This is a genomic window from Comamonas trifloxystrobinivorans (assembly GCF_043359985.1).
Taxonomy (GTDB): domain Bacteria; phylum Pseudomonadota; class Gammaproteobacteria; order Burkholderiales; family Burkholderiaceae_C; genus Comamonas; species Comamonas trifloxystrobinivorans.
This window is the reverse complement of sequence record NZ_JBHZGV010000018.1, coordinates 1-14,941: the sequence shown is the minus strand read 5'-3', so window position 1 is coordinate 14,941 and position 14,941 is coordinate 1. Positions and strand designations below refer to the sequence as shown.

Genomic DNA, 14,941 nt, shown 5'->3' with positions numbered 1-14,941 from the left:
CGCAGTTGGCTGCGTCCTGTCGATCAGCGCTCGGCGGGCAGAGGACCAAACGCCTGCAGTGCCTCGTCCACAAAGCGCCGCAGCTTGGCCGTGCGTTGGCGATCGGCTGCGTAGATGAGGTGCATGGGCCGAGACGGGCCTTGCCAATCGGGCAGCACGCGCTGCAGGCGGCCAGCGTCGAGATCGGCCTGCACCAGATCGGTAGAGGCCAAGAGGATGCCAGTACCTTGCAGCGCAGCGCGCAACTGGGCGTAGCCGCTGTTGGCCTGGAAAGGGCAGTTCACACGTACCGCCGTGCTGTGGCCGGCGCGGCTGAAAGTCCATTCGTTGAAGAGCTGGCGGTTCCAGAATACGAAGCCGATGCAAGGGTGCTGTGCCAAGTCGGCAGGCAGTTGCGGGGCCGCGGCCCGCGCCAGGTAGGCGGGCGCAGCGCAGGCCACCATCTGAAAAGGCCGCAGCGGGCGACTGACCAGGCTGCTGCTGTCGTTCAACTGCTCGGCACCAATGCGGAAAGCAAGCTCAATACCTTCGCCCAGCAGATCGACCACCTGGTCGGACAGGCGCAAATCCAGGCTCACCTGCGGGTAGCGCTGCAGGAAACCGGCCGCAAAATCGGCCAGGGATTGCGAGCCCCATTGGTAGGGCGCACTGATGCGCAACTGGCCGCTGGGCTCGCTCTGCGCCTCTTGCGCCAAGGCGTCGGCGGCCTCGGCGTCGCGCAGCAATTGCACGCAGCGCTGGTAGTACTGGCTGCCCAGCTCGGTCAGGCTTTGGCGGCGCGTGGTGCGCTGGAGCAAGGTGGCTTGCAGGCGCTCTTCCAGCGCTTGTACATAGCGCGCCACCATCTGTGGCGTCATGCCTAGTTGCGCAGCGGCGGCGGCAAACGAGCCCGCATCGACAGCCGCCACAAACACCTCCATGGAGCGGAACCGGTCAAGCATTTGGATTGGAAACTGGTAGTTGTGAAATCAGCAAATACTAGGCTATTTATTGAACTGTTAATTGTTTTTATGCTCCAGGCCTTGATGCTTTTACGGGATTTCTCATGCCTGATTTTTCTTCGCCTTCGGATGCTCTCCGCACCGCGCCCATGCAAGCCGACTGGTTTGAGCAACTGGTGCGCCAGCGCCACGCCACGCGCCAGTTTTTGCCCCAGCCTTTGACGCAGGCGCAGATCGAGGCGGTGTTGCTAGATGCGCAGCAGGCGCCTTCCAACTGCAACACCCAGCCCTGGCAAGTGCACGTGGTGTCGGGCGCCAAGCGCGCTGAGCTGGCTGCTGCCTTGCGTGCAGCCGCCCTGCAAGGCGAGGCTGCGCCCGATTTCTCTTTTGACAAAGCCAGCTTTAGCGGCCGTTTTGGCGAGCGCTGCCAGGCCAGCGGCAAGGCCCACTACGATCTGCTCGGCATGGGCCGCGACGAGCGCCAGCGCCGCGGCGAAGAAGCGCTGCGCAATTTCGACTTTTTTGGCGCGCCGCATGTGGCGCTGCTCTTTATGCCGGTAGTTGGCGACAACGTGCGCGTGGCCGGCGATCTGGGCATGTATGGCCAAACCTTCTTGCTCTCGCTCACGGCGCATGGCTTGGCTGGCGCAGCACAAACCTCGGTGGCCATGTTTGCGCCCACGGTGCGCCGCGTGCTGGGCATTGCCGAATCCAGCCGCCTGCTTTTCGCTATCTCATTCGGCTATGCCGACCCGGCCGCTGCCGTCAACCAGCTGCGCGTGGGGCGGGTGGGTTTGGAGGAGTCGGTGGTTTTTCACGGCTAGCCAGCGTTCGGTAAGGCAGGCATCGGAGCGTGTTAAGCCTGCTCGCGCCGCCGCTGCCACCAGCCCCAGATATCCTGGCTCAGCGGCACGATCACCAGCGACACCAGGCCGGCTGCCAGCACCAGGGTGAAGCGGTAGCCCAGGTGTTTGAAGCCGTAAGCCCCCGCCAGGCCGCCGATAAAAAAGCCCAGCAGCAAGAGGCTCAGCATGCGCAGTTTGGACCAATGCGGTCGGGCGCTGGTGTCGGCGGGTGAGAGGCGGCTGTTCCAGTAGAGCAGGCGGCCCAGCTCGATGCCGATGTCGGTCACCACGCCGGTAACGTGCGTGGTGCGGATGTCGGATTTGGAGACTTTGGTGATCAAGGCGTTTTGCAAGCCCATGGTGAAGGCCAGCACCATTACCGTGACCGGCACCAGCAGGCCGGGCAACAGGCTCAGCTGCGAGCCCAGCAGGCCAAACACCATCAGCAGCGCGGCCTCCAGCAACAGGGTCAGCGCATATTCGCTTTGCAGCTGGTAGCGCCGAGCCAGGTTCACCAGCACCGAGCACACCGCCGCACCGGCCACAAAAAACAACAGCGCGCCAAAGGCGCTGAGCGTCAGGTCGTACAGGCCCAGCACAATGCCGTCGGACATGCTGGCTACCATGCCTGTCATGTGCGATGTGTACTGGTGCACCGCCAAAAAGCCGCCCGCATTGGCCGCCCCCGCCACAAAGGCCAAGGCGTAGCCCAGGCGCCGGTTGATCGAAGCATTCCGGTCCCGCCCCGCCAAATGGTAGAGATGCGATAGAGGCAACATGGCTTGATTATCGGCATAGAGCGCAAGCCGGGGCCCAACAGTGCCCCAGCAGCGCATTAAGGGCCGGGTTCCGGCATCTCAAGGCACACAAAAAAGGCATGTACAGCGCCTGGCTGTCCATGCCTTTGCTTGCCATGCCGCGAGAGGCGGTGGAGCCTCAGCGCATCAAGCCTGGCCCAGCTTTCTGGCCACCAGCTCTTTCATGATTTCGTTGGCGCCGCCGTAGATGCGCTGTACGCGGGCGTCGGCGTACATGCGGGCAATCGGGTATTCGGTGACGTAGCCGTAGCCGCCAAACAGCTGCAGGCATTCGTCGATCACCTTGCATTGCTGCTCGGTGCACCACCATTTGGCCATGTAGGCGGCGCTGTCGTCGAGTTCGCCGTTGAGCAGGCGCTGGATGCAGTCGTTGACGAAGCTGCGGGCTATATGGGCCGTGGTGGCGCATTCGGCCAGCTTGAAGCGCGTGTTCTGCAGCTCGTACAGTGCCTGGCCAAAGGCTTTGCGCTGCTGCGTGTATTCCACCGTCAGGGCCACGGCGCGCTCGATGGCGGCAACAGCCGGCACGGCAATCAGCATGCGCTCGTAGGGCAGTTGGCTCATCAGCTGTTTGAAGCCGTGGCCAGCCTCGCCGCCCAGCAAATGGTGGGCGGGCACACGCACGTTGTCAAAGGCCAACTCGGCGGTGTCCGAGGCGTGCTGGCCCAGTTTCTCCAGGCGCTTGCTGACGCTGTAGCCTGGCAGATTCTCGGTTTCCAGCACGATGAGCGAGATGCCGCGGCTGCCTTTGTCACCGGTGCGAGACGCCAGCACGATGAGGCCCGCCACATAGCCGTTGGTGATGAAGGTTTTGGCGCCGTTGATCACATAGTGATCGCCTTCCAGGCGGGCCTTGGTGCTGATGGCCTGCAGGTCGGAGCCGCAGCCGGGCTCGGACATGGCGATGCCGGCGATCATTTCCCCGCTCACCAGTTTGGGCAGCCAGCGCTGTTTTTGCTCGGGCGTGCCGTAGTCCAGGATGTAGTGCGTGGCAATGCTGTGCACAGCGGTGATGGCGGGGATTTCGGCCTTGGTCAGCTCGTCTTGCACTACCAGCTGGTAGGCGAGGTTGGCGCCTGCACCGCCAAATACTTCCGGCATCTCGGGCAGCAAATAGCCCATTTCGGCAAACTGGGCCCAGACCTTTTGTGGGATGTAGCCTTGGCGGCGCCAGCCGTCGAGCTGCGGTGCCAGCTCGCCCTCGATGTAGCGGCGTACCTGCTCGCGAAAGGCTTCAATGTCTTCATCCATCCACGGATGGCGTAGCAAGTTGGGCAGCATGTGCAATCTCCTCAAATGCCGGTGAGGCCGCCCGAGCACAGCAGCGTTTGGCCGCTGACGTAATCGGATTCGGGAATGCACAGCAGGTAGACGGCGTTGGCCGCTTCTTCGGGCGTGCCGGCCCGGCCCAGCGGAATGGTGCGCTCCATCGCTTGCAAGAGATCGGGGTTGACGCCGAGCTTGATGTCGCGCCCTTCGATTTGCGCGCTGGCTTCGCCCGCTGCTGCCGAGGTGAGGCGGGTCGAGATCAACCCATAGGCCACGCAGTTGACGGTGACGTTCATGCGGCCCCATTCCTTGGCCAGGGTTTGCGTCATGCCCACAATGCCGGCTTTGGCGGCCGAGTAATTGCTTTGGCCGGCGTTGCCGAACAGCCCGGCCACCGACGAGATGTTGACCACCTTGCGCACGCGGCGTTGGCCGGCTTCGGCCTCGGCTTTGCTCAGCGCGCGGATGACGGGTTGCGCCGCACGCAGAATGCGGAAAGGCGCGGTCAGGTGGCAATCGAGAATGGCGTACCACTGCTCGTCTGTCATCTTCTGGATCACGCTGTCCCAGGTGTAGCCGGCGTTGTTGACGATGATGTCAATGCCTTGAAAAGCCTCAGTGGCGGTGCCCACAAAGCGCTCGGCAAAATCGGGCGCGGTGACGCTGCCCACGCAGGCCACGGCCTTGCCGCCAGCGGCGGTGATGGCTTGCACGGTTTCCAGCGCCGGTGCTTCGTCCAGGTCGTTGACCACCAGCTGCGCGCCTTCGCTGGCCAGTTTCAGGGCAATGGCGCGGCCAATGCCGCGCCCCGATCCGGTGACCAGAGCTACTTTGCCTTCCAGTTTGCGATTTGTCGTCATGGGTTTACCTCGTTATGGCTGGTCTGAGGGCAGCGCCACCAGCGCTTCGCCCGCGATCTTGGTTTGTCCGAACTGGTTGCGGCTGTGCACGGCCAGGCGCACGCAGCGCTCGCCGTTCACCTCCAGCTTTTCCAGCACTTCGCCGCTGCACTCCATGGCATTGCCCAGATGGGTGATGCCTTGAAAGCGCGCATCAAATTTGCGCAGCTGCGCCTGTGGCGCCCAGGCCGTCAGCAGGCGGCCCAGCCAGGCCATGCCCAGCATGCCGTGGGCAAACACATCGGGCATGCCTGCCTGGCGCGCGAAGTCGATGTCGATATGGATGGGGTTGTGGTCACCCGATGCACCGGCAAAGAGCGCCAGCGTTTGGCGCTGCACCGGTGGCAAGCGCAGCGGGGGCAGAGCGTCGCCCACCTGAATGGCCTGGTAGCTGAGCGTTTGAATCGTCTGGCTCATGGCTTTCCCTTTCAGTGGCGCACCACGGTCAGCGAGCGCAGACTGGCAACATGCTCGCCGCGCTGGTTGCTGACCCGGGCCAGCATTTCGACAAACTCCAACGCGCCGTTTTTCTTGACGTAGATATCGGCCACGCGGGTGCGCACGGTGACGGTGTCGCCAGCTACCACGGGCGCAAAGTACTCAAAGCCTTGCTCGCCATGGAGCAGCTTGCCCAGCGGAATGGCCATGGCATCGAGGCGCTCGAACATGGCGCCCGAATCAAGCTCTGCAGCAAACAAGAATGTTGGCGGCGCGGGCAGATCGCTGTAGCCGGCAGCGCGTGCGGCTTCCACGTCGGTATAGACCGGGTTGGTCTCGCCAACGGCTTTGGCGAAAAAGCGCAGGCGGCCACGCTCAATGGCCATTTCGGAGCTGCGGAACTCGTGGCCTATCCATTGCATGTCGATCATGGTCAGACCTTTTCGTACAGCGTGACCACGCAGGCGCCGCCCAGGCCCAGGTTGTGCTGCAGCGCCAGGCGTGCACCCTCTACCTGGCGCGCTGCAGCGCGGCCGCGCAACTGCTCGACCAGCTCGGTGCACTGCGCCAAACCCGTGGCGCCCAGCGGATGGCCTTTGGAGAGCAGGCCGCCCGAGGGGTTGGTGACGTACTTGCCGCCATAGGTGTTGTCGCCGTCTTCGATAAATTTTTCCGCGCCGCCTTCCGGGCACAGGCCCAGGCCTTCGTAGGTGATCAGCTCGTTGTGGGCAAAGCAGTCGTGCAGCTCTACCACCTGGATGTCTTGCGGGCCAATGCCGGCCGCCTCGTACACCTGGTGGGCGGCCTGGCGCGTCATAGAGAAGCCGACCACCTCGCGCATGTCGCGGGCCTCAAAGCTGGTGGGCGTATCGGTGGTCATGGCCTGGGCGCGGATGCGCACGCCGGCGTCCAGGCCGTGGCGCTTGGCAAATGCTTCGGACACCAGCAGCGCTGCTGCAGCGCCACAGGTGGGCGGGCAGGCCATGAGCCGGGTCATCACGCCGGGCCAGATCATGGGCGCGGACATCACTTCTTCTTCGGTGACCACTTTGGAGAAGAGCGCCAAGGGGTTGTTGCTGGCGTGGCGGCTGGCCTTGGCGCGGATCTTGGCAAAGGTCTCCAGCTTGGTGCCGTACTGCTGCATATGGGCCAGGCCGGCGCCGCCAAAGTAGCGCAGCGCAAAAGGCACGCCGGGCGCATCGACCAGTTCGTCGGTGATGGCGTCAAAGCGCTCGAAGGGGCTGGGCCGGTCTTCAAACACCGTGCCCAGTGCGCCGGGCGTCATCTGCTCAAAGCCAAAGGCCAGGGCGCAATCGACTGCACCGCTTTCCACCGCCTGGCGCGCCAGGTACAGCGCGGTAGAGCCAGTGGAGCAGTTGTTGTTGACGTTGATGACGGGGATGCCGCTCATGCCCACCTCGTACAGGCCGCGCTGGCCGGCGGTGGAGTCACCATACACATAGCCTGCGTAGGCTTGTTGCACCTGGTCGTAGCCAACGCCCGCGTCTTGCAGCGCGGCGCGGATGGCGCGTGCCGCCATCTGCGGATAGGGCTCGCTGGCTCCGGGTTTGGTGAAGGGGATCATGCCGACGCCGGCCACGACAACGCTTTTGCTCATGCTGGGTCTCCTGTTGGAAATAGGGAAGGTGGGCGGCTGCGTGCTCAGCCCACTTTGCGCTCTTGCTGCTGCCAGAACGGTTTGCGCAGATCGGCCTTGAGCACCTTGCCCGCGCCTGAGAGCGGCAGCGTCTCGCGGAAGTCCACGCTGCGCGGGCACTTGTAATTGGCGATCAAGGTTTTGCAGTGCTCGTACAGCGCCTCGGCGTTCGGCTCCGCGCCGGGTTTGAGTACCACCACGGCGTGCACCGATTCGCCCCATTGCTCGCTGGGTACGCCAATCACCGCACAGGCCTGCACATCGGGGTGTTTGGCCAGGGCGTTTTCGACTTCGGTGGAGTAGACGTTCTCGCCGCCGGTGATGATCATGTCTTTCAGGCGGTCGACGATAAAGACAAAGCCATCAGCGTCCATGTAGCCGCTGTCGCCGGTATGCATCCAGCCATTGCGGATGGCCTGGGCCGTCTGCTCGGGCTGGTTCCAGTAACCGAGCATGACGTTGGGCCCGCGCACAATGATCTCGCCCACCTTGCCGCGTGGCAGCTCCTGGTCTTCGGCGTCGGCAATCTTCACCTCGGTGCCTGCCGTTGCGCGCCCGGCCGAGCGCAGCAGGCCGCGCTGGCGCGCCTCGACAGAATGGAACTCGGGCTTGAGCGCGGTGGCCACGGGTGAGAGCTCGGTCATGCCGTAGGCCTGGGCAAACTGCACACCGGGCAGGGCATTCATGGCGCGCTCCAGCACCGCTTCGGCGATGGGCGAGGCGCCGTAGATAATGGTCTCCAGACTGCTGAGATCGCGCTGCTTTTGAATGCTCGGGTGGTCGGCCAGCATCTGAATCATGGTGGGCACCAGCAAGGCATGGGTGACGCGATCGCGCTCGATGGTGTCGAGCACCAGCTCTGGCGCAAACGCGGGCACCACGCTGTGGCAGTTGCCTTCGAGCCAATGCGGCATGGCCACGCCAAAATCGGCCAGGTGGAACATGGGGGCGGTGTGCAGGTAAGTGGCGCCAGGGCGCGAGAAACCATCGCCCTTGAGGCCAAAGCCCGATGACACCAGGTTGCTGTGGCTGAGCATGACGCCCTTGGGGAAACCGGTGGTGCCACCGGTGTAGAAGATGCCTGCCAGGTCTTCATTGCGCCTGCCTGCGTCGGCCACCGGCGCAGCCTTGCGCAGCAAGGCCTCGTAGCTGAGCATGCCTTCGGGCAGCTCGCCGCTGCCGCAGTAAATGACTTCGCGGATGCTGGCGGCCGATGTGCGCAGCTTTTGCGCCATGGCGACGAAGTGCTCGTCCACGATCAGAAAGCTGGAGTCCGAATCGTCCAGCGCGTACTGAATCTCGGCGGCCGTCCAGCGGGTGTTGCAGGGGTTGAGCACAGCGCCCGCCCAGGGCACGCCCATCATGTATTCCAGATACATGTCGGAGTTCAGCGCCAGCATGGCCACCCGGTCGCCTTCTTGCAAACCCAGTTGTTGCAGCGCGCCGGCCAGGCGCGCAACGCGCTCGCCAAAGCCTTCAAAGGTCTGATGCCGGCCGGCATAGCGCGAGACAATGCCTTGCGGATTTTGCTGGATGGCGCGGTGCAGCGACTGGGTCAGGTACATGTCGGTCTCCTCAACTTTTGCTGGTTGGCCAAGTGCTTGGCGCTGTACGAACGAGCAAATAATAGAAGTGGCCCCGGCGCGTCGCAATGGCAGATCACATCGATTTCATGGCAGAAAGCCTCAGCGCCGCTGGCCCATAATCGGGTCTCATGAAGCACGAGCCGACCAGCGTTTCCATTGTTTTTGTGCACGGCATGGTGGCAGGCATAGTGGCGCGCCAGGAGCCGGTCGAAGCAGCACTGCAGCACGCGGGTATTGCTGAGCAATTGCTGGCGCAGCAGGGTGCTCAGGTCTCGGGCGAGCAATACGTGGCGCTGTTTCGCCAACTGGTGGACAGCCGTGCGGATGAGGCGCTGGGCTTTCTGTCGCGCCCGCTGAAAAACGGCAGCTACGCGCTTATCGTGCGCGCTGCGCAAGGTGCTGCCACGCTGGAGCAGGCGATCAAACGTGTTGCCAACGCCTTTGGCCTGCTGCAAGACGACCTGGCGCTGGAGCTGCACCGCCACAACGACCTGGCCACCTTGCGCCTGCGCGTGCTCAACCCTGCCTTGGCGCAGCCAGCGTTTTTGCACGAAATGATGGTGCGCGTGTTCTGGCGTTTGCTGGCCTGGTTTGCCGGCGGCAGCTTGCACCCGGTGCGCTTTGATTTTGCGTTTGCGGCACCGGCCTACGTGGCCCAGTACGGCAAGATATTCCCCGCCGAGTGCTGCTTCTCTTGCGCGCACAGCGGGTTCTGGTTCGATGCTGCACTGCTGAGCCAGCGTGTGCACTGGGACGATGCAGCACTGCGCGCCTTTCTGGCCGACGCGCACGGCCATACCATCTTGCCGATCCGTTATCGAGGCAAGGTGAGTGAAAGAGTGCGGCGCCACTTGCTGCGCACCCGCCCGCAGTGGCCCGACCTCAAAGACACGGCTGCGGCGCTGCTGCTGTCGGTGCCCACGCTGCAACGCCATCTGGCGCTGGAAGGGGTGTCTTTCCAGGTGCTCAAGGACGAGCTGCGCAAAGACATTGCCATCACCCAGCTCGACGGCAAAAACGCTTCGCTCGACCAACTCGCCCACGAGCTGGGCTTTACCGACCGCGCCGCTTTTCAGCGTGCCTTCAAAACCTGGACGGGCAGCGCGCCAGGCGCTTATCGCAGCATTCAGCGCGGCTGAATCCGTTGGGCTGGCAGAGCGCTGGTGCGCAGCCGTTGCCAAAGTTTGCTGAGGCGCAAGGCGCACCAACCGTTGCGGTGATAGCGTCAACAAGTTTTGCGCAATGGGCGCTCAGCACAAGCTGGCTTGAGCGGCGCAGACAGAAACCTTGGAACGGCAGAGGCACCATGTCCCGAATCATTCTTGTCATTGCGGTGTTGTTGTTGGGTTTGGGCGTGTCCCAATGGGAGAAAAAACGGAACCGCTTGCAAGCGGTCGGTACCTCGATCTACGGCTTTGTCGAAATCAATCCGCCCGAAGGCGTCAGCGCGCAAAAGGTGCTGATCTTGACCCCGCCCGATTGCCCGCGTGAGCGCGCATCCTGCGCCGGGCCTTTGTTCGATGCGCTGCAGCAGGACGGTATTCCGGTGGAGCGCTTCCATCGCTATTTGTCCGAGATTGAGAATCCAAGCTCCGAACAACTGGCCAAGAACGAGCGCTTGCGCAAGCTGCGCGAGCAAAACGGTCCGCTGGTGGTGATCAACGGCTGGGCCAAGGTGAGCCCTTCGGTGGACGAGGTCAAAGGCGAATACCAGCAGCGGGTGGCGAGTGGTGGTTAGCGGCTAGCTCTGCCAGCCTGCGCATGGCTGATGTCCCCGCCGTGCTGGCAATACGCAAGGGCACAGCTACCATGCGGCCACCATGCGTTACGAACTGACCGACCTTCGCCTTTTTCTGGAAATCGCCCAGGCGCGCAGCCTGACGGCGGGCGCTGCGGCGGTGTTCATCACGCCATCGGCCGCCAGTTATCGGCTCAAGAATCTGGAGCAGGCCTTTGGCATGCCTTTGTTCGAGCGCACGCCGCGCGGCATGGATTTGACGCCGGCCGGCGAGACCGTGCTGGCCCATGTGCGCGAGCTGTTTGAAGGCATTGCGCGCATGCAGGGCGATGTGAGCCGCTTTGTCTCTGGCATCAAGGGCCATGTGCGCCTGGTGGCCAACAGCAGCTCGCTCAACAGCTTTGTGACGCAAACCCTGGGCCGTTTTCTGGTGGCTTACCCCGGCATTGATGCCCATGTGGAAGAGCGCCAAAGCGAGACGATTCCCGCTGCCGTGCTGGCACGCGAGGCAGACATCGGCATCTTCGCTGGTGATACCGATGTGGAAGGCGTCACGCTGCACCCTTATGCGGTGGACCGCTTGGTGATCGTGACACCACGCGACCATGTGCTGGCCAGCCAGGAGCGTATCCGGCTGGCGGCGGCGCTGGATTTTGATTTTGTCAGCATGAACAGCGCGAGCAGCAACTTTTTGTTTCTGCGCGATACCGCCGCCAAACATGGCAAACAGGTGCGCACGCGCTTGCAGGCCCATGGCTTTGAGGCGGTGCTCTCCTTGGTGGCCGCTGGTGTGGGCGTGGCTTTGGTACCGAGCAGCGTGCTGGCCAACCGGCAGCAGGCGCGGCAGTTGGCGGTGATTGAGCTCGACGAGCCTTGGGCTTTGCGCAAGCTGCATCTGGTGGTGCGCGAGGATGCGCGCTTTCCCAGCTTTATCACCGAGTGCATGAATTTTCTGCTGGACGACCCGGTGGTGGCTGCTACCCGAGCGTAGTCATTGCCTGCAGCTGAACCATGGCTGCACTGCTCTGCAAGCAGGCTTTAAACACTCGGCCGCCGCGCCAGTCATAACGGTTCCTCGCGTGTCAATTTCTCAAACGGCGCGTTCGAATCTTTCGGATGGCCTGGGCTGGTAGCGCTTCCTACACTGGTTTGGCAGCCCCTCGACGGGCTGCCTTGTCAACCCCATAAAGTAGGAGACTCCCATGGCTATTGATCGTTTTGGACTGTTGCGTTCCTGGTATTGTTGTTGGGTGCTGGGCGCCGCGCTGGCGGCGGCGCCAGTGGCATCCACTTGGGCGCAGTCGGCTGCGTACCCGAGCAAGCCGGTCACGGTCGTGGTGGCTTTTCCGCCCGGTGGCATGACCGATATCGTCAGCCGCACGCTTGCCAAGGAGCTGCAGCAAAACCTGAAGCAGCCTTTCATCATCGAAAACCGCGCAGGCGTGGCCGGTCAGGTGGGCACCGAATACGTGGCCAAGCAGCATGCCGATGGCTATACCTTGCTGGTGGCCGCCACTGGCTACGTGATTGCACCAGCGATGAAAAAGGTGGGCTACGACCCGCTCCAAAGCCTGGAGCCGGTGGCGCTGCTGGCCAAATCGCCTAACCTCATCGTGGTGAACCCGCAGGTACCGGCCAAGAATCTGCCGGAGTTTCTGGCCTGGGCCAAGGCGCAGAACAGCATTCCGTTTGGCACGGCCGGTGCGGCGGGCTCCACCCATTTGGGTGGCGAATGGCTGGCCAAGGTGACTGGCTCGCCTTTTGTGCATGTGCCTTACAAGGGCGCAGCGCCCGCCACCAACGACGCCGTGGCCGGCCAGATTCCGATGGCGGTACAGGATTCGATGAGTGTCTCGGCTTTTTTGACCAGTGGCCGCCTGCGCGCCATTGCCACCATGGCGGCCGAGCGCAGCAAGCTTTTCCCCGAGCTGCCGACCATGCAGGAGGCGGGCTTCAAAGGCTTTGACGTCTACACCTGGCTCGGGCTGTATGCGCCTGCGGGCACGCCAGCGCCGATCGTCGCCATGCTGAACCAAGAGGTCAACCGCATCATGAATTCGCCCGAGATGGTGGAGCGCCTGCGCCTGCAGTACAGCGAGCCTTTGGGTGTGATGGATGTGACACAGACGCGCCAGTTCGTGGCGGACGAGGTGGCAAAGTGGCGCCGTGTGGTGCAGGAAACAGGGGTGAAGACCGATGATTGATGCAGTCAAGCACGTGCCAGTGCCAACGCCAAGGGCGGACGGGCAATCCGCAAGCGCCGAGGCTTGCGACAAGCGCTATTTCGACGCTTTGGCGCAGGGCCGTTTTGAAATTCCGCGTTGCCGCGATTGCCGCAAGTTCCACTTTTTTCCGCGCCTGTGCTGCCCGTACTGCGGCTCCCAGGCGTTGGATTGGACGGCGCCTTCGGGCCAGGGCATCGTCTATTCGCTGACCATTGTGCGAGCCCGCGAGGGCGCTGATTACACCGTGGTATTGGTGGATTTGGACGAAGGCCCGCGCCTCATGAGCAGGGTGGTGGACATGCCGGTGGACGAGGTGCGTATTGGCATGCGCGTGACTGCGCGCATAGACGCAGTTGACGGCGCGCCGTTGCTGGTCTTTTTTGCCAGCCAGGAGACTCTATGAGCGCAGCAGCATCCCGAGGCTCTATCGCCATTCTGGGCACCGGGCTGGCTGGCATGGGCCATGCCGGTGGCGCGACCGAGCAAGAGATCATCGCCCAGGCCGCCTGCCTGGCCATAGAGCGCAGCGGGCTGAAGAAGGCCGATATCGACGGCATCATCACTTCCAGCCTGACCTCGCCTTGGTGGGTGATGCGAATGGCCGAATACCTGGGCATCCGCCCGCGCTTTTCGGACAGCACCATGTTTGGCGGCTCGGCCTTCATCGCCGATTTGAAGATTGCGCAGATGGCGATCGATGCCGGTGAGTGCGAGAACGTGCTCATCTGCTACGGCAGCACGCCGCGCAGTGCGCCCAGCAGCTCGCGCACCAACCAGATGCGGGCCGAGCTGGACCCGCAGCCGTATGAGCATCCGTACAAGGCCTTCAACCCGGTGTCGAGCTACTCGCTGGCCGCAGCGCGCCACATGTACGAATTCGGCACCACGCGCAGGCAACTGGCCGAGGTGGCCGTGGCGGCCCGCCAGTGGGCGCAGCTCAACCCGGACGCGTTCTCCCAAAAGCCGCTGAGCGTGGACGATGTGCTCAACGCCAAAATGATCTCCGACCCGCTCACGGCGCTGGATTGTTGCCTGGTGACCGATGGCGCTGGCGCCTTGGTTGTGACGTCTGCCGAGCGCGCCAAAGCCTTGCACGGTCAGCCGATCTATGTGCTGGGCAGCGGCTTTGCGCATTGGCACCGGCAGATTTCGTGCATGGAAGACCTGACCGTCACGCCCGCGCAGGAATCCGGCCGCAAAGCCTTTGCGCAGGCGGGCCTCAGGCCGGCCGATATCGACGTGGTGGAGCTGTACGACGCCTTCACCATCAACCCCATTCTGTTCTTGGAAGACCTGGGCTTTTGCCGCAAAGGCGAGGGCGGCGCTTTTGTCGAAGGCGGCCGCATTGCGCCTGGTGGCGATTTTCCGATGAACACCAATGGCGGCGGCCTGTCCTGCGGCCACCCGGGCATGTACAGCATTTTCCTGATCATCGAGGCCGTGGCGCAGCTGCGTGCCGAAGGCCAGGCGCGCCAGGTGCGCGGGGCAGAAGTGGCGTTGGTGCATGGCAACGGTGGCGTGTTGTCGAGCCAGGCCACAGCCATTTTGGCGTCAGCCTTGTGAGCTGGGCGGGGGTAGGATGCCGGGTTTGTCATCCGATCATCGCTTTCCCCGCAACCATGAGCACCACTGCCGACACCGTTCCTGAAGGGTTCACCGAACACCAATCGCCCAGCAACTTCATGCAGCTGATGGGCCCGCTGTACAGGCGCGAGCAGGCTGATGGCAGCGCCACGGTGGCATTGCGGGTGCTGGAGCGCCATCTCAACCTGCACGGCGTGGGCCACGGCGGCTTTGTGGCAACCTTGATCGACAACGCTTTGGGCTACAACGTCGCCAAGGCTTTGGGTAGCTCGGTGGTGACGGCGAATCTGAGCATTGACTACATGGCATCAGCGCAGCTGGGCGACTGGGTAGAGGCGAACGTGCAGATCAACCGCAAAGGCCGGCGCATGTGTTTTGCCGAATGCCGGTTGACGGTGGGGGACAGGTTGCTGGCGCGGGCGAGTAGTATTTTGGTGCCGGTGGGTTGAGGCTCGTCTCTGTTGTCTGAGCGAGCCTCATTCTGGTAGGCGTCGCATGGCTTGGATTTGTTGCGGACGTGTCGCGGTAAGCGTCTGCGTCCTTTGTTGGGACCTCTGCGCTTCGCGCAGATGCCGGGAATTCGCCCCGGCGGGCGACCTAGCTTTTTGCTGCACGGCAAAAAGCTAGGGGAAAAAACGTGCCCTGCAGCCAGCGTCCCCGATTGCCCCGCGTAGCGGGGCAATCGGGGCAACCTGCGGCCACAGCAAACGCCGGCGTGCGTCATAACTCATTGCGCGCCAAGGCGCTCCATTCAAACAGATGACGCAAGTCAGAGCACGAAGTTTGGCTGCTCTGCGGCAGCCAAACCGCCGGCGTTTGCTGCGTCCGCAGGCGCTGGCTGAAAGGGGTGGGAGAACATCCTGGACAGCCAACAGCCAACAGCCAACAGCCAACAGCCAACAGCCAACAGCCAACAGCCAACAGCCAACAGCCAACAGCCA

The 14,941-nt window shown here is 63.2% G+C and carries 16 protein-coding genes; 8 read left to right on the top strand and 8 right to left on the bottom strand.

The annotated features are described in order from the left end of the window. Positions 1-23 precede the first annotated feature (23 nt). Positions 24-941: a LysR substrate-binding domain-containing protein gene (locus ACFIQF_RS20035; RefSeq protein ID WP_393945407.1), complete on the bottom strand. Its 918-nt coding sequence runs from the start codon at positions 939-941 to the stop codon at positions 24-26. Between the two features lie 104 nt (positions 942-1,045). Here ACFIQF_RS20035 and ACFIQF_RS20030 point away from each other — a divergent pair, with 104 nt between their 5' ends. After that, the gene (locus tag ACFIQF_RS20030; protein ID WP_393945406.1) at positions 1,046-1,765 is read left to right on the top strand and encodes a nitroreductase; all 720 of its coding nucleotides are present in this window, start codon (positions 1,046-1,048) and stop codon (positions 1,763-1,765) included. 32 nt (positions 1,766-1,797) lie between these two features. Here ACFIQF_RS20030 and ACFIQF_RS20025 read toward each other — a convergent pair whose 3' ends face one another. The 7 genes from ACFIQF_RS20025 to ACFIQF_RS19995 form a co-directional block, all read right to left on the bottom strand. Continuing rightward, positions 1,798-2,562 (bottom strand): YoaK family protein, encoded by a 765-nt coding sequence (locus tag ACFIQF_RS20025; RefSeq protein ID WP_393945469.1) that lies wholly within the window; start codon positions 2,560-2,562, stop codon positions 1,798-1,800. Between the two features lie 168 nt (positions 2,563-2,730). Beyond that, positions 2,731-3,885 (bottom strand): acyl-CoA dehydrogenase family protein, encoded by a 1,155-nt coding sequence (locus tag ACFIQF_RS20020; RefSeq protein ID WP_393945405.1) that lies wholly within the window; start codon positions 3,883-3,885, stop codon positions 2,731-2,733. Between the two features lie 11 nt (positions 3,886-3,896). Next, a complete protein-coding gene (locus tag ACFIQF_RS20015) occupies positions 3,897-4,733 on the bottom strand; it encodes an SDR family NAD(P)-dependent oxidoreductase (RefSeq protein ID WP_393945404.1) in 837 nt (278 codons plus the stop codon). Positions 4,734-4,745: 12 nt separating this feature from the next. Beyond that, positions 4,746-5,189, bottom strand: a complete 444-nt coding sequence (locus ACFIQF_RS20010) for a MaoC family dehydratase (RefSeq protein ID WP_393945403.1) — start codon at positions 5,187-5,189, stop codon at positions 4,746-4,748. 11 nt (positions 5,190-5,200) lie between these two features. Further along, complete coding sequence (locus ACFIQF_RS20005; protein WP_393945402.1) at positions 5,201-5,641, bottom strand: MaoC family dehydratase N-terminal domain-containing protein; 441 nt, start codon at positions 5,639-5,641, stop codon at positions 5,201-5,203. Between the two features lie 2 nt (positions 5,642-5,643). After that, on the bottom strand, positions 5,644-6,828 hold the full coding sequence (locus tag ACFIQF_RS20000; RefSeq protein WP_393945401.1) for a lipid-transfer protein: 1,185 nt from the start codon (positions 6,826-6,828) through the stop codon (positions 5,644-5,646). 44 nt (positions 6,829-6,872) lie between these two features. After that, a complete protein-coding gene (locus tag ACFIQF_RS19995) occupies positions 6,873-8,432 on the bottom strand; it encodes a long-chain-fatty-acid--CoA ligase (RefSeq protein WP_393945400.1) in 1,560 nt (519 codons plus the stop codon). A 149-nt stretch (positions 8,433-8,581) separates the two neighbouring features. On the opposite strand from ACFIQF_RS19995, the gene ACFIQF_RS19990 reads away from it, so the two are divergent. The 7 genes from ACFIQF_RS19990 (at position 8,582) to ACFIQF_RS19960 (ending at position 14,449) form a co-directional block, all read left to right on the top strand. Next, the gene (locus ACFIQF_RS19990) at positions 8,582-9,592 is read left to right on the top strand and encodes an AraC family transcriptional regulator (RefSeq protein WP_393945399.1); all 1,011 of its coding nucleotides are present in this window, start codon (positions 8,582-8,584) and stop codon (positions 9,590-9,592) included. Positions 9,593-9,759: 167 nt separating this feature from the next. Next, positions 9,760-10,191, top strand: a complete 432-nt coding sequence (locus tag ACFIQF_RS19985) for a hypothetical protein (protein WP_393945398.1) — start codon at positions 9,760-9,762, stop codon at positions 10,189-10,191. Positions 10,192-10,273: 82 nt separating this feature from the next. Then, positions 10,274-11,182 carry a LysR family transcriptional regulator gene (locus ACFIQF_RS19980; protein ID WP_393945397.1) on the top strand — a complete coding sequence of 303 codons (909 nt, stop codon included), beginning with the start codon at positions 10,274-10,276 and terminating at the stop codon, positions 11,180-11,182. 211 nt (positions 11,183-11,393) lie between these two features. Continuing rightward, positions 11,394-12,395: a tripartite tricarboxylate transporter substrate binding protein gene (locus ACFIQF_RS19975; RefSeq protein WP_393945396.1), complete on the top strand. Its 1,002-nt coding sequence runs from the start codon at positions 11,394-11,396 to the stop codon at positions 12,393-12,395. Then, positions 12,388-12,819 carry a Zn-ribbon domain-containing OB-fold protein gene (locus ACFIQF_RS19970; protein WP_393945395.1) on the top strand — a complete coding sequence of 144 codons (432 nt, stop codon included), beginning with the start codon at positions 12,388-12,390 and terminating at the stop codon, positions 12,817-12,819. The genes ACFIQF_RS19975 and ACFIQF_RS19970 overlap by 8 nt, the downstream gene beginning before the upstream one ends. Then, the gene (locus ACFIQF_RS19965) at positions 12,816-13,979 is read left to right on the top strand and encodes a thiolase (protein ID WP_393945394.1); all 1,164 of its coding nucleotides are present in this window, start codon (positions 12,816-12,818) and stop codon (positions 13,977-13,979) included. Before ACFIQF_RS19970 ends, ACFIQF_RS19965 begins: the two co-directional genes overlap by 4 nt. A gap of 56 nt (positions 13,980-14,035) precedes the next feature. Next, the gene (locus tag ACFIQF_RS19960; RefSeq protein WP_393945393.1) at positions 14,036-14,449 is read left to right on the top strand and encodes a PaaI family thioesterase; all 414 of its coding nucleotides are present in this window, start codon (positions 14,036-14,038) and stop codon (positions 14,447-14,449) included. Positions 14,450-14,941 lie beyond the last annotated feature (492 nt).

Bases quoted from the DNA above. Each gene is read 5' to 3' on its own strand.
- ACFIQF_RS20010 (WP_393945403.1), bottom strand. From the start codon at position 5,189: ATGAGCCAGACGATTCAAACGCTCAGCTACCAGGCCATTCAGGTGGGC.
- ACFIQF_RS20000 (WP_393945401.1), bottom strand. From the start codon at position 6,828: ATGAGCAAAAGCGTTGTCGTGGCCGGCGTCGGCATGATCCCCTTCACC.
- ACFIQF_RS19970 (WP_393945395.1), top strand. From the start codon at position 12,388: ATGATTGATGCAGTCAAGCACGTGCCAGTGCCAACGCCAAGGGCGGAC.
- ACFIQF_RS19990 (WP_393945399.1), top strand. From the start codon at position 8,582: ATGAAGCACGAGCCGACCAGCGTTTCCATTGTTTTTGTGCACGGCATG.
- ACFIQF_RS20035 (WP_393945407.1), bottom strand. From the start codon at position 941: ATGCTTGACCGGTTCCGCTCCATGGAGGTGTTTGTGGCGGCTGTCGAT.
- ACFIQF_RS20020 (WP_393945405.1), bottom strand. From the start codon at position 3,885: ATGCTGCCCAACTTGCTACGCCATCCGTGGATGGATGAAGACATTGAA.
- ACFIQF_RS19985 (WP_393945398.1), top strand. From the start codon at position 9,760: ATGTCCCGAATCATTCTTGTCATTGCGGTGTTGTTGTTGGGTTTGGGC.
- ACFIQF_RS19975 (WP_393945396.1), top strand. From the start codon at position 11,394: ATGGCTATTGATCGTTTTGGACTGTTGCGTTCCTGGTATTGTTGTTGG.
- ACFIQF_RS19995 (WP_393945400.1), bottom strand. From the start codon at position 8,432: ATGTACCTGACCCAGTCGCTGCACCGCGCCATCCAGCAAAATCCGCAA.
- ACFIQF_RS20005 (WP_393945402.1), bottom strand. From the start codon at position 5,641: ATGATCGACATGCAATGGATAGGCCACGAGTTCCGCAGCTCCGAAATG.
- ACFIQF_RS20030 (WP_393945406.1), top strand. From the start codon at position 1,046: ATGCCTGATTTTTCTTCGCCTTCGGATGCTCTCCGCACCGCGCCCATG.
- ACFIQF_RS19980 (WP_393945397.1), top strand. From the start codon at position 10,274: ATGCGTTACGAACTGACCGACCTTCGCCTTTTTCTGGAAATCGCCCAG.
- ACFIQF_RS19965 (WP_393945394.1), top strand. From the start codon at position 12,816: ATGAGCGCAGCAGCATCCCGAGGCTCTATCGCCATTCTGGGCACCGGG.
- ACFIQF_RS19960 (WP_393945393.1), top strand. From the start codon at position 14,036: ATGAGCACCACTGCCGACACCGTTCCTGAAGGGTTCACCGAACACCAA.
- ACFIQF_RS20015 (WP_393945404.1), bottom strand. From the start codon at position 4,733: ATGACGACAAATCGCAAACTGGAAGGCAAAGTAGCTCTGGTCACCGGA.